Here is a 12,467-nt window from a genome sequence, read left to right on the forward strand (position 1 = left end):
CATCCTTCGCGCGCTCCCATGGATGGCTCCCCGTCGTCACGCGGCTGGTCGCGGGGACATCGTGCGGCCCTGCTTCGTATCCGGCGCGCGCGGCAGCAACACGTCGACGCATACGCCGGCGTTGACCGGCACGGCCTGCGAGCCCGGTGCAATCACGAAGCGGTCATCGCTTCAGTTGCCCGGTTTCGATCAGCTGCTGAAAGAAGTCGTTCATCGACTCGGCGAGCGGACGGTAGCGTATCCCGAGTTCGTTGCGGCTGCGACTATTGTCGGCGCGCCACGGCAGTCCGACGTTGCGGGCGACGACGCGGCGCGTGACGCTCTTGTTCGCCAGCGGACCGACCAGCCATACGAGCCACTTCGGCAGGATGCGCCGCGGAATCGGGTAGTCGGCGCCGTACCGTTCGAGCAGCGTCGCGGCCATCGCCGGCAGGCTCGTGTTGTGACCCGACACGATGTAGCGGCCGTTCGCCTCCGGCAGGAATGCGGCCCGCACGTGCGCGTCGGCGACCTCCCGGACATCGACCGCGCCCATGCCGAGATCGGGCACGCCCATTTTCATCGTGCCGTTACCCATCTGCCGGACGATCGCGAAGCTCTCCGATGTCGCATGCGGATTGATGCCCGGCCCGATGACGAGCGACGGATTGATGGTCACCAGATCCCAGCGCTGCTGCGCCCGCGCGATTTTCCACGCTTCGCGTTCGGCCATCGTCTTCGAATACGAATACGGCTGGTGCGCGAGCGATGAACTGGTATTCCAGATCGCCTCCGTGAACACGCCGTTCGGCGTCGCGGCGAGATCGGCGTTGTCGCCGTAGATCGCGGCGCAACTGCTGGTGAGCACCACGCGCCGGACCGACGGCGTGCGATTTACCGTCTCGAGCACGTTGCGCGTGCCGAGCAGCGCCGGATCGACCAGCTCTTTCTGAGGATCACGAACGGTAATGGTGAACGGCGACGCGGTATGGAAGACGATTCCGCACCCGGCCATTGCTTCCGCATACGATCCGGGTTCGAGCAGGTCGGCGCGGAAATAGCGGATCGTGCCGGGCTTGCCCGCCGCGATGCGCTGCAGATGCTCGAGCTTGCCTGCGTCGTCGGGATCGCGGACGGCCGCATGCACCGTCACGCCGGCTTCGAGCAGCCGTTGCACGAGCCAGCCCGCGACGTAGCCTGTCGCGCCGGTCACCATCACCGGCAGGTCGGTATCGATATTCATCATCATGGGTTCCGTTACCGAAGATGGTGAACATGATGCCGTTTTTTCGTCGTCGGGTAACGCTCCATGCGTGCCGGGTGTGCGCCGTCAACCAGCGCGGTACGGCGGACGACGGAAGAGGGAGGGAGCGACCGGGAGACGGGAAGGAGGATGTCGGGCCGCAGCGATGCGCGGTTCCGACATCCGTCAGGGCAGGCAGGAGCCACGTGGCGCCGGAGCGGATTGGTGTCCGCTCCGCGCGCGCGGCAGTGCTCACGCTTTCAGCGCACCGAAGATCTCATTGAGCATCGACTTCGCGTCGCCGAACAACATGCGGTTGTTGTCCTTGTAGAACAGCGGATTGTCGACGCCCGCATAACCCGAAGCCATGCTGCGCTTCATCACGATCGACGTCTTCGCCTTCCACACTTCGAGCACCGGCATGCCGGCGATCGGGCTCGACGGATCATCCTGCGCGGCCGGGTTCACGATGTCGTTCGCGCCGATCACCATCGACACGTCGGCTTCGGGGAAGTCGCCGTTGATCTCGTCCATTTCCAGCACGATGTCGTACGGCACCTTCGCTTCGGCCAGCAGCACGTTCATGTGCCCCGGCATGCGGCCCGCGACCGGATGGATCGCGAAACGCACGTCGACGCCTTTCTCGCGCAGCAGCTTCGTCAGTTCGAATACCGTGTGCTGGGCCTGTGCGACGGCCATCCCATAGCCGGGCACGATGATCACGCGCTTCGCCTCGCGCAGCAGCTCGGCCGTCTCCGCCGCGCTCACCGCGACCGCCTCGCCGGCCGGCTGTGCCGCGCCGCCGCCGGCTGCCGCCGGTGCGCCCGCGCCGCTGCCGAAGCCGCCGGCGATCACGCTGATGAAGTTGCGGTTCATCGCGCGGCACATGATGTACGAGAGAATCGCACCGGACGAGCCCACCAGCGCGCCGATCACGATCAGCAGGTCGTTGCCGAGCATGAAGCCGGTGGCCGCCGCCGCCCACCCCGAGTAGCTGTTGAGCATCGACACCACGACCGGCATGTCCGCGCCGCCGATGGCCATCACCATGTGCACGCCGAACAGCAGCGAGATCACCGTCATCACGATGAGCGGCAGCATGCCGTCCTGGATGGTTTCCGCATGCAGGAACGCACGGCCGTAGTAGATCACGATCAGCAGCGCGGCCAGGTTCAGCCAGTGCCGCGCCGGCAGCAGCAGCGGCTTGCCGCCGATCTTGCCCGACAGCTTGCCGAACGCGATGATCGAGCCCGCGAAGGTCACCGCGCCGATCAGGATCCCGACATAAATCTCGACCTCGTGGATGGCCTTCTCCGCGCCGGTGAACTGCAGCGACGTGTCGATGTAGCTTGCGAAGCCGACGAGGCATGCCGCGAGACCGACCAGGCTGTGCATCAGCGCGACCAGTTCCGGCATCTGCGTCATCTGCACCTTCTTCGCGGCGTACAGGCCGACGGCGCCGCCGACGACGAGCGCCGCGATCACGTACGGAATGCCCGCGGCCGACACGCGCGGACCGGCGACGGTCGCCAGCACGGCGATCAGCATGCCGATCATGCCGAGCAGGTTGCCGCGCCGTGCGGTTTCGGGATTGGCGAGGCCGCCCAGGCTGAGGATGAACAGGATCGCGGCGCCGATATAGGAGACGGTAGTCAGGTTGGAAGTCATTGTTGTCGTCCCCTTATTTGCGGAACATCGCCAGCATGCGGCGCGTGACCGCGAAGCCGCCGAACATGTTGACGGCCGTGAGCGTGAGCGCGCCCACCGCCAGGCCCAGGATCAACCCGGACGGGCGGTCGCCGGCGTTGGCCAGCTCGCCCAGCGGCGGCGCGACCTGCACGAGCGCGCCGATCGCGATGATCGACGAGATCGCGTTGGTCACGCTCATCAGCGGCGTGTGCAGCGACGGCGTGACGTTCCAGATCACCATGTAGCCGACGAAGCACGCGAGCACGAACACCGTGAAGTGCGACAGGAAGCTGGACGGCGCGAACTGGCCGACCAGCAGGAATGCCAGCGCGCCGATCGCGAACACGATCGCGAGCGCCTTGGCCGACATCGGCTCGCCGCCATGGCCGTGGCCCTTGGACTTCGCGGGTGCTGCCGCCGCGGGCGTGGCCGCAGCCGGCTTGGGCGCGACGGCCGGCTGCTTGATCGGCGGCGGCGGCCAGGTGACGTTGCCTTCCTTGATCACGGTGAGGCCGCGAATCGCATCGTCGTCGAAGTCGACGTTGAGCGTGCCGTCCTTCGCCTTGCAGAGCTCCTCGATCACGCGCAGCAGGTTGGTCGCATACAGCGTGGACGACTGCCGCGACAGGCGCGATGCGAGATCGGTATAGCCGACGATCGTCACACCGTGGCGCACGACCGCTTCGCCGGGCACCGTGAGCTCGCAGTTGCCGCCCTGTTCGGCGGCCATGTCGACGATCACGCTGCCGGGCTTCATCGACTGCACCATTTCGGCGGTGATGAGCTTCGGCGCCGGCTTGCCGGGGATGAGTGCGGTGGTGATGATGATGTCGGCGTCCTTGGCCTGCTGCGCGTACATCGCGCGCTGCGCCTGCTGGAAGCCTTCGCTCATCACCTTCGCGTAGCCGCCGCCGCCCGAGCCTTCCTCTTCGTAGTCGACCTTGACGAATTCTCCGCCCAGCGACTTGACCTGATCGGCCACTTCGGCGCGCGTGTCGTTCGCGCGCACGATCGCGCCGAGACTCGCGGCCGTGCCGATCGCGGCCAGACCGGCCACGCCGGCGCCGGCGATGAACACCTTGGCCGGCGGGATCTTGCCGGCCGCCGTGACCTGGCCGTTCAGGAAGCGGCCGAACGCATGCGCGGCCTCGATCACCGCGCGATAGCCGCTGATGCCGGCCATCGACGTGAGCGCGTCCATCTTCTGCGCGCGCGACAGCGTGCGCGGCAGCGAATCGATCGCCAGCACCGTGGCGCGCTTCGCGGCCAGCTGCTGCATCAACTCGGGGTTCTGCGCGGGCCACACGAAGCCGATCAGCGTGCCGCCTTCGCGCATCAGCGCGACTTCGTCGGCGCTCGGCGGGCGGACCTTGAACACGATGTCGCTGCCGGACCAGAGCTCGGCCGCGGTGGCCGCGATGCTCGCGCCGGCCGCGCGGTATGCGTCGTCGTCAAAGTTCGCGCCGGCTCCGGCGCCGCTTTGGACGGCCACCGTAAAACCCAGCTTGATCAGTTTCTCGACCACTTCGGGGACGGTCGCCACGCGCCGTTCCTGAGTGGCTGTCTCCAGAGGAATCCCAATCTGTAATGTCATAGTAGGAAAGATGGGTGATGGATCGGTGATGGCCATCGCGAAGCGCGCGGGCCGGTGCGTCAAGGTACCAGAATCATGTGCGTGTTTAGTGGCGTGTGCGAGGGTTTGCGCGAGGAATAGAACGATCGTTCGCTGAATGCGGATAGAGTATGCCGCATAACGACGGGGCTATCGAGTGCACAAATACGTTGAACGCGTCTCCCACTGTTCTGTTGCGTTTTATCCACGCGCGGGAAATATCGCGTCGGCTGAACGGATGTTGACGAGGCGATCGAGCCGTCGCTCCCATGATGCGTCGCTGCTGCGCGGCGGGGCTGCCCGGGCTTCCCATAACCGGCTTCCTGTGAGGATTTCGACGATGCCGACCGGCCGGTAGGTCAATGACGCGCTGCTTGTCGCAGGCGAATCCGTCGGCGTCGCGCGTCGATCCCCGGATCAATGCAGCAGGCACCATATCGCGAGGAACGGCGCGCTGCCGGATCGCATCGCGTGCAGTGCGCCAGGGGCGTTGTGGATCCCGCCGCCGATCCCCGGATCGAACCACGCGCCGTTTTGCTGACGGAATTCGCCGGCGGTCAAGAGCACGTACGCTTCCTCTGGCGCGTGACCATGATCCGGATACCTGACGCCGGGCATCATCAAAGAGAAGCCGAGCTGAAGGTCGTCGCGGCTTTCGGCGCCGCCGGGCCCGCAGATCATCCCGTTCGCGTGCCCGTCGACGTAGTTCGGGCTGCCGTCCTTGCCCGAAGTGCGACGCGACCAACCGATCACGGGTTCGAGCGACTTGATCAGGCGCGCGACGGTGGCGAACGTCGGGCCGACGCGCGCGACCGACTCGAGCGCCGGGTCGAGCCATTCGCATGCGGGGTAGCGCACCGCGAGGCGCGTTCCGTTGTCCGACGGCGTCCGCAGCCGTGCGAATACTCGCGGCGCGAATGCGCGCGCGGAGGGTGGAAGCTTGTCCGACTGGAACAGATCGCCGGCAACCCGGACGAAATCCGCGATGTCTTTCGGGCGTTCACTCATCCTGGTCTCTGCTCCCGCGCGTGCTTGGCCTGATGTGACGAAAGTCTACGCAGAAACGTGCGCGCGCGGACGGCGAAAACGGGCGGTCGACTTGGCGCCGGCCGCCATGCGGATCGGCGACGAATTTCTTCGGCACGCCCGAATCGAACACCGCACAGCCGCTCGTCCCATCCCGCCGGCACGCCGATTGCGTCTCGCCTTTGCCGAGGCTGGCCCTCGAAAATGCCCGCCAGGACGCAGGTTCCCGTCATCGCCGCGCGCGTCGTGTGGCCGGTTTTGTCACCATGTGGGCCGGATATGACAATGGAAAACCGCCGGCGCGGCATTACGATGGGTCACGACGTCGCCTGGCGCTGGCCGCTTTTGCCGCAGCCGACCGGGCCGCGCGCCTCATTCACCGCCTGATTTGGAACATCGACCATGAGCTATAACGCCCCTGTCAAGGACATGCTGTTCGTGCTGAAGGAACTCGCGGGCATCGACACCGTCGCGCAGTTGCCGGGCTTCGAGGACGCCGGCTACGACACCGCGCAGGCCGTGCTCGACGAATCCGCGAAATTCTGCGGTGAAGTGCTGGCGCCGCTGAACGTCGAGGGCGACCGCAACCCGAGCAGCTGGAAGGACGGCGTCGTGACGGCGACGCCCGGCTTCGGCGCCGCGTTCCGCCAGTTCGTCGAAGGCGGCTGGCAAGGCTTGCAGCACCCCGCCGAATACGATGGCCAGGGGCTGCCGAAGTTGATCGCGACGCCGTGCATCGAGATGCTGAACGCGTCGAACCTGTCGTTCGCGCTGTGCCCGCTGCTCACCGACGGCGCGATCGAGGCGCTGCTGACGGCCGGCACCGACGAACAGAAGCAACGTTACGTGCCGAAGCTGATCTCGGGCGAATGGACCGGCACGATGAACCTGACCGAGCCGCAGGCCGGTTCGGACCTGGCGCTGGTGCGCTCGCGCGCGGAGCCGCAGGGCGACGGCACGTACAAGGTGTTCGGCACGAAGATCTTCATCACGTGGGGCGAGCACGACATGGCGGACAACATCGTCCACCTGGTGCTCGCGCGCACGCCGAACGCGCCGGAAGGCGTGAAGGGCATCTCGCTGTTCATCGTGCCGAAGTTCCTGGTCAACGACGACGGCTCGCTCGGCGCACGCAATGACGTGCATTGCGTGTCGATCGAGCACAAGCTCGGGATCAAGGCGAGCCCGACCGCGGTGCTGCAATACGGCGACCACGGCGGCGCGATCGGCTACCTGGTCGGCGAGGAGAATCGCGGCCTCGAATACATGTTCATCATGATGAACGCCGCGCGCTTCGGCGTCGGGATGCAGGGGATCGGCGTGGCCGATCGCGCATACCAGAAGGCTGCGGCATTCGCGAAGGAGCGCGTGCAGAGCCGCCCGGTCGACGGTTCGGCGAAGCAGTCGGTGACGATCATCCATCACCCGGACGTGCGCCGCATGCTCGGCACGATGCGTGCGCTGACCGAAGGCGCGCGGGCGCTGGCCTACGTGGCAGCCGCGCACAGCGACATTGCCCACCGCCATTCGGACGAGGCGACGCGCACGCGTCATCAGGCAATCTACGAATATCTGGTGCCGGTCGTGAAGGGCTGGAGCACGGAGATGGTGAACGACGTGGCGAGCCTCGGCGTGCAGGTTCACGGCGGGATGGGCTTCATCGAGGAAACCGGCGCCGCGCAGTACTATCGCGATGCGCGGATCCTCGCGATCTACGAAGGCACGACCGCGATCCAGGCGAACGACCTGGTCGGCCGCAAGACGATGCGCGACGGCGGTGCGGTGGCGAAGGCGCTGATCGCGGAGATCGGCGACACCGTCGCGGCGCTCGGCAAGGTGGATGGCGCGGCGGCCGCATCGATGAAGGCGCAGCTCGAGAAGGGCGCGCGCTCGCTGTCGACGGTGGTCGATTACGTGGTCGCAAACGTGAAGCAGGACCCGAACGCGGTGTTCGCCGGCAGCGTGCCGTATCTGAAGCTGGCGGGCGTGGTGCTGTGCGGCTGGCAGATGGCGCGCGCGCTGCTGGCGGCGCACGCGAATCGCGCGAGCGACACGGCGTTCTTCGAGGCGAAGATCGCGATCGCGCAATGCTATGCGGAACACGTCCTCGTGCAGGCCGGCACGCTCGAAGCGTCGATCGTCGGCGCCAAGGGCAACGAGAGCGTGCTCGCGTTGACGGAAGACCAGTTCTGACCATCACGGTCGGGGCGCAGGAGGAGACAGGATTTTGACCACACAGGACTTGCTCGCGCAATACGGCCCGCGCGAATCGATGGAATACGACGTCGTGATCGTGGGCGGCGGCCCGGCCGGGCTGTCGGCCGCGATCCGGCTCAAGCAACTGGCCGCCGAGAAAGGCACCGAGATCGGCGTGTGCGTGCTCGAGAAGGGTTCCGAGATCGGCGCGCACATCCTGTCGGGCGCGGTGATGGACCCGCGCGCGATCACCGAACTGTTCCCTGACTGGAAGGAACAGGGCGCGCCCCTGAATGTCGAGGTCACGGAAGACCGCTTCCTGTTCCTGTCGGAGAAGAGCGCGGTCGCCACGCCCAACTGGGCGCTGCCCGAGAACTTCAAGAACCACGGCAACTACGTGATCTCGCTGGGCAACGTCACGCGCTGGCTGGGCCAGCAGGCCGAGGCGCTCGGCGTCGAGATCTTCCCGGGCTTCCCGGCCGCGGAAATTCTCTACAACGACGACGGCTCGGTGAAGGGCGTCGCCACCGGCAACATGGGTGTAGGCAAGGACGGCGAGCCGACCGAGAACTTCCAGCTCGGCATGGAGCTGCACGCGAAGTACACGCTGTTCGCCGAAGGCTGCCGCGGCCATCTGGGCCGCCAGCTGATCTCGAAGTTCAAGCTGGACGCGAACGCCGATCCGCAGGCGTACGGGATCGGCATCAAGGAGCTGTGGGAAATCGATCCGGCCAAGCACAAGCCGGGCCTGGTGATCCACACGGCCGGCTGGCCGTTGAAGTCCGACACCTACGGCGGCTCGTTCCTGTATCACATGGACAACAACCAGGTGGTGGTCGGCTTCGTGGTGGGCCTGGGCTACACGAACCCGTACCTGTCGCCGTTCGAGGAATTCCAGCGCTACAAGACGCATCCGTCGATCCGCGCGTTCCTCGAAGGCGGCAAGCGCGTGTCGTACGGCGCGCGCGCGATCACGGCCGGTGGCCTGTTGTCGCTGCCCAAGACGGTGTTCCCGGGCGGCGCGCTGATCGGCGACGACGCGGGCTTCCTGAACGCATCGCGGATCAAGGGCAGCCACGCGGCGATCAAGACGGGCATGCTGGCGGCCGATGCGGCGTTCGACGCGCTGCAGGCCGGCCGTCAGTCGGACGAACTCAACGCGTACCCGGATGCGTTCAAGCAATCGTGGCTGTACACGGAGCTGTACCGCGCGCGCAACTTCAAGCAGTGGATGGCGAAGGGGCTGTACCTCGGTACGCTGATGGTCGGACTCGAGCAGAAGGTGATGGGCGGCAACGTGCCGTGGACGCTGCACCACAAGCATGCGGACCACGAGATGCTGAAGCCGGCGTCGCAATGCACGCCGATCGCGTATCCGAAGCCGGACGGCAAGCTGACGTTCGACCGGCTGTCGTCGGTGTTCATCTCGAACACGAACCACGAGGAGAACCAGCCGGCGCACCTGACGCTGAAGGACGCGAGCGTGCCGGTGAACGTGAACCTGCGCACGTACGCGGGGCCGGAGGCGCGGTTCTGCCCGGCGGCGGTGTACGAGTTCGTGAAGAACGACGACGGCAGCGAGCGCCTCGTGATCAACGCGCAGAACTGCGTGCACTGCAAGACGTGCGACATCAAGGACCCGACGCAGAACATCGTGTGGGTCACGCCCGAAGGCGGTGGCGGGCCGAATTACCCGAACATGTAACGCAAACGCATCCCGCGCCCGCGGGCGCGAACGAACCGGAGTGAGACGATGAGCAATGCAGCGAAGGAAGTCGTGGTGGTGAGCGGTGTCCGTACCGCGATCGGCGATTTCGGCGGGAGCCTGAAGGATTTCTCGCCGACCGATCTCGGGGCGAAGGTCGTGAGCGAAGTGCTGTCGCGCGCGAACGTGCCGGGCGACGCAGTCGGGCATGTCGTGTTCGGCCACGTCGTGAACACCGAGCCCAAGGACATGTATCTCGCGCGCGTGGCGGCGATCAACGGCGGTGTCGCGCAGCACACGCCGGCGCTGACCGTGAACCGCCTGTGCGGCTCGGGCCTGCAGGCGATCGTGTCGGCCGCGCAGACGATCATGCTCGGCGACGCCGACGTCGCGATCGGCGGCGGTTCGGAGAACATGAGCCGCGCGCCGTACAGCGTGCCGTCCGCGCGCTTCGGCCAGCGCATGGGCGATGCGAAGCTCGTCGACATGATGCTCGGCGCGCTGCATGACCCGTTCCAGACGATCCACATGGGCGTGACGGCCGAGAACGTCGCGAAGAAATACGGCATTTCGCGTGATGCGCAGGATGCGCTCGCGCTCGAATCGCATCGTCGCGCGGCGCGCGCGATCGCGGAAGGCCGCTTCAAGGACCAGATCCTGCCGATCTCGATCCGCACGAAGAAGGGCGAGGTCGCGTTCGACACCGACGAGCACGTGCGCCACGACGCGGGCCCGGACGATTTCACGAAGCTGAAGCCGGTGTTCGTGAAGGAGGACGGCACGGTGACGGCAGGCAACGCGTCGGGGATCAACGATGCCGCTGCCGCGGTGCTGATGATGAGCGCGGACGCCGCGCGCGCGCAGGGCGTGAAGCCGCTCGCGCGTCTGGTCGCGTATGCGCATGCGGGCGTCGATCCGGCGTACATGGGCATCGGCCCGGTGCCGGCCACGCAGAAGGCGCTCGAACGCGCCGGTCTCAAGATCACCGATCTCGACGTGATCGAGGCGAACGAAGCGTTCGCCGCACAGGCATGCGCGGTCACGCAGGAGCTCGGCCTCGATCCGGCCAAGGTCAACCCGAACGGATCGGGCATTTCGCTCGGCCACCCGATCGGTGCGACGGGCGCGTTGATCACGGTCAAGGCGCTGTACGAGCTGAAGCGCATCGGCGGGCGTTATGCGCTCGTGACGATGTGTATCGGCGGCGGCCAGGGGATTGCGGCGATCTTCGAGAACATCTGATAATCGACTGCTCAGCACCCGAACACACAGGAATCGTCATGGCCATCGAAACCGTCGGCGTCGTGGGCGCCGGAACCATGGGCAACGGCATTGCGCAGACCGCCGCCGTTGCAGGACTGAACGTCGTGATGATCGACGTCAGCGATGCGGCACTCGACAAGGGTGTCGCCGCATTGAAGGGCAGCCTCGAGCGGCTCGTGTCGAAGGAAAAGCTCGCCGCCGCGGCACGCGACGCCGCGCTCGCGCGCATCACGACGTCGACCGATTACGGGAAGCTCGCCGCGGTCGATATCGTGATCGAAGCCGCGACCGAAAATGTCGAGCTGAAGAGCCGCATCCTGAAGCAGATCGAGTCGGTCGCGCGGCCCGACGCGATCATCGCGACCAATACGTCGTCGATCTCCATCACCGCCCTCGCGGCGCTGCTCGCCGATCCGTCGCGCTTCGTCGGCATGCACTTCTTCAACCCGGTGCCGCTGATGCCGCTCGTCGAGATCATCCGCGGATTGCAGACGAGCGACGCAACCGCGTCCGCGGTGCGTGCGCTGACCGAGCGTTTCGACAAGTCGCCGATCGGCGTGCGCAATGCGCCGGGATTCGTCGTGAACCGGATCCTCGTGCCGATGATCAACGAAGCGTTCTTCGTGCTGGCCGAGGGCATTGCGTCGGCCGAGGAGATTGACGCGGGGATGAAGCTCGGCGCGAACCATCCGATCGGGCCGCTCGCGCTGGCCGACCTCGTCGGGCTCGACGTGTGTCTCGCGGTGATGGACGTGTTCCTGAAGGACTTCGGCGACACGAAGTACCGCGCGTGCCCGCTGCTGCGCGAGATGGTGTCGGCAGGGCGGCTGGGGCGCAAGACGGGGCGTGGGGTGTACGACTACAGCAAGTAAGCGGTGCATCCGTGCCTCTTCGCGCGGCCGCCTTCGGGCGGCCGCGCGCTTTGCACGGCGCGCTTATGCGCCGAGCACCGCCAGATCCCGCGGCAACGCTCGCTCGAACATCGCGAGCAACGGCCGTGCTGCCTTCGGCTGCAACGTGATCGCGTGGCACACGATCGCTCAGTACGCCGCGTCGCTGCCCCCCTGATCGGAGACGATCGCCACGCCGGAACTTGTGCCGAGCCGTGTCGCGCCGGCTTCGAGCATCGCGAGCGCGGTCGCGCGGTCGCGCACGCCGCCCGATGCCTTCACGCCGAGCACGGGGCCGACCGCGCGGCGCATCAGCGCGACGTCTTGCAATGTCGCGCCGCCGTGACCGAAGCCGGTCGACGTCTTCACGAACGCGACGCCGAGGTCGCGGCACATCTCGCACACGCGCACCTTCTCGTCGTCGGTCAGCAACCCCGTTTCGAGGATCACCTTGAGCGGCACCGTTCCGCACGCGCGGTGCACCACGTCGATATCGGCCTTGACGTCATCGGCGCGGCCGCTCTTCAATGCGCCGAGGTTGATCACCATGTCGATCTCGCGCGCGCCCGCCGCAATCGCGGCCGACGCCTCGAACGCCTTCGCGGCGGACAAGCCCGCGCCGAGCGGGAAGCCGACCACCGCACAGACGAGCACGCCGGTGCCGGCCAGCTCGCGCGCGGCGAGCGGCACGTTCGCCGAGTTCACGCAGACCGAGTAGAAGCGATGTTCGGCCGCCTGGCGGCAGAGTTCGCGGATCTGCGCGTCGCTGGCGTCGGGCGCGAGCAGCGTGTGATCGATGGTTTGGGCGAGCTGGGCGTTGGAAAGCGGCATGTGTCGGGACTCCACGAATCGTGTGCCGAGAAG

Annotated in this window: 9 protein-coding genes; 4 read left to right on the plus strand and 5 right to left on the minus strand. The window is 66.7% G+C overall.

Annotated features, from left to right (window positions below; genetic code table 11):
* Window positions 1-163: 163 nt before the first annotated feature.
* The 4 genes from WI26_RS26955 to WI26_RS26970 all read right to left on the minus strand — a co-directional run bounded on the left by WI26_RS26955 (window position 164) and on the right by WI26_RS26970 (window position 5,531).
* Window positions 164-1,222: an NAD-dependent epimerase/dehydratase family protein gene (locus WI26_RS26955; RefSeq protein ID WP_208604160.1), complete on the minus strand. Its 1,059-nt coding sequence runs from the start codon at window positions 1,220-1,222 to the stop codon at window positions 164-166.
* 252 nt (window positions 1,223-1,474) lie between these two features.
* Window positions 1,475-2,890 carry a Re/Si-specific NAD(P)(+) transhydrogenase subunit beta gene (pntB, locus tag WI26_RS26960; protein WP_059449268.1) on the minus strand — a complete coding sequence of 472 codons (1,416 nt, stop codon included), beginning with the start codon at window positions 2,888-2,890 and terminating at the stop codon, window positions 1,475-1,477.
* A 13-nt stretch (window positions 2,891-2,903) separates the two neighbouring features.
* The gene (locus tag WI26_RS26965; protein ID WP_069227902.1) at window positions 2,904-4,505 is read right to left on the minus strand and encodes a Re/Si-specific NAD(P)(+) transhydrogenase subunit alpha; all 1,602 of its coding nucleotides are present in this window, start codon (window positions 4,503-4,505) and stop codon (window positions 2,904-2,906) included.
* Between the two features lie 435 nt (window positions 4,506-4,940).
* Window positions 4,941-5,531, minus strand: coding sequence for a dimethylsulfonioproprionate lyase family protein (locus WI26_RS26970; RefSeq protein ID WP_060324138.1), 591 nt, complete (start codon window positions 5,529-5,531; stop codon window positions 4,941-4,943).
* 420 nt (window positions 5,532-5,951) lie between these two features.
* On the opposite strand from WI26_RS26970, the gene WI26_RS26975 reads away from it, so the two are divergent.
* The 4 genes from WI26_RS26975 (at window position 5,952) to WI26_RS26990 (ending at window position 11,585) form a co-directional block, all read left to right on the plus strand.
* A complete protein-coding gene (locus WI26_RS26975; RefSeq protein WP_069227903.1) occupies window positions 5,952-7,742 on the plus strand; it encodes an acyl-CoA dehydrogenase in 1,791 nt (596 codons plus the stop codon).
* A gap of 79 nt (window positions 7,743-7,821) precedes the next feature.
* Complete coding sequence (locus WI26_RS26980; RefSeq protein WP_420480798.1) at window positions 7,822-9,450, plus strand: electron transfer flavoprotein-ubiquinone oxidoreductase; 1,629 nt, start codon at window positions 7,822-7,824, stop codon at window positions 9,448-9,450.
* Between the two features lie 48 nt (window positions 9,451-9,498).
* Window positions 9,499-10,692 (plus strand): beta-ketothiolase BktB, encoded by a 1,194-nt coding sequence (gene bktB, locus WI26_RS26985; protein WP_059511577.1) that lies wholly within the window; start codon window positions 9,499-9,501, stop codon window positions 10,690-10,692.
* Window positions 10,693-10,730: 38 nt separating this feature from the next.
* A complete protein-coding gene (locus WI26_RS26990; protein ID WP_069227905.1) occupies window positions 10,731-11,585 on the plus strand; it encodes a 3-hydroxybutyryl-CoA dehydrogenase in 855 nt (284 codons plus the stop codon).
* Between the two features lie 168 nt (window positions 11,586-11,753).
* Here the strand turns inward: WI26_RS26990 and deoC are convergent, their stop codons facing one another.
* On the minus strand, window positions 11,754-12,434 hold the full coding sequence (gene deoC, locus WI26_RS26995) for a deoxyribose-phosphate aldolase (RefSeq protein WP_069227906.1): 681 nt from the start codon (window positions 12,432-12,434) through the stop codon (window positions 11,754-11,756).
* Window positions 12,435-12,467: the final 33 nt, after the last annotated feature.

The sequence above is a fragment of the Burkholderia diffusa genome (assembly GCF_001718315.1).
Classification (GTDB): domain Bacteria; phylum Pseudomonadota; class Gammaproteobacteria; order Burkholderiales; family Burkholderiaceae; genus Burkholderia; species Burkholderia diffusa_B.

Excerpts from the sequence above, each read along its gene's own strand:
- WI26_RS26955 (WP_208604160.1), bottom strand. The coding sequence starts at position 1,222 with ATGAATATCGATACCGACCTGCCGGTGATGGTGACCGGCGCGACAGGC.
- pntB (WP_059449268.1), bottom strand. The coding sequence starts at position 2,890 with ATGACTTCCAACCTGACTACCGTCTCCTATATCGGCGCCGCGATCCTG.
- WI26_RS26965 (WP_069227902.1), bottom strand. The coding sequence starts at position 4,505 with ATGACATTACAGATTGGGATTCCTCTGGAGACAGCCACTCAGGAACGG.
- WI26_RS26970 (WP_060324138.1), bottom strand. The coding sequence starts at position 5,531 with ATGAGTGAACGCCCGAAAGACATCGCGGATTTCGTCCGGGTTGCCGGC.
- WI26_RS26975 (WP_069227903.1), top strand. The coding sequence starts at position 5,952 with ATGAGCTATAACGCCCCTGTCAAGGACATGCTGTTCGTGCTGAAGGAA.
- WI26_RS26980 (WP_420480798.1), top strand. The coding sequence starts at position 7,822 with ATGGAATACGACGTCGTGATCGTGGGCGGCGGCCCGGCCGGGCTGTCG.
- bktB (WP_059511577.1), top strand. The coding sequence starts at position 9,499 with ATGAGCAATGCAGCGAAGGAAGTCGTGGTGGTGAGCGGTGTCCGTACC.
- WI26_RS26990 (WP_069227905.1), top strand. The coding sequence starts at position 10,731 with ATGGCCATCGAAACCGTCGGCGTCGTGGGCGCCGGAACCATGGGCAAC.
- deoC (WP_069227906.1), bottom strand. The coding sequence starts at position 12,434 with ATGCCGCTTTCCAACGCCCAGCTCGCCCAAACCATCGATCACACGCTG.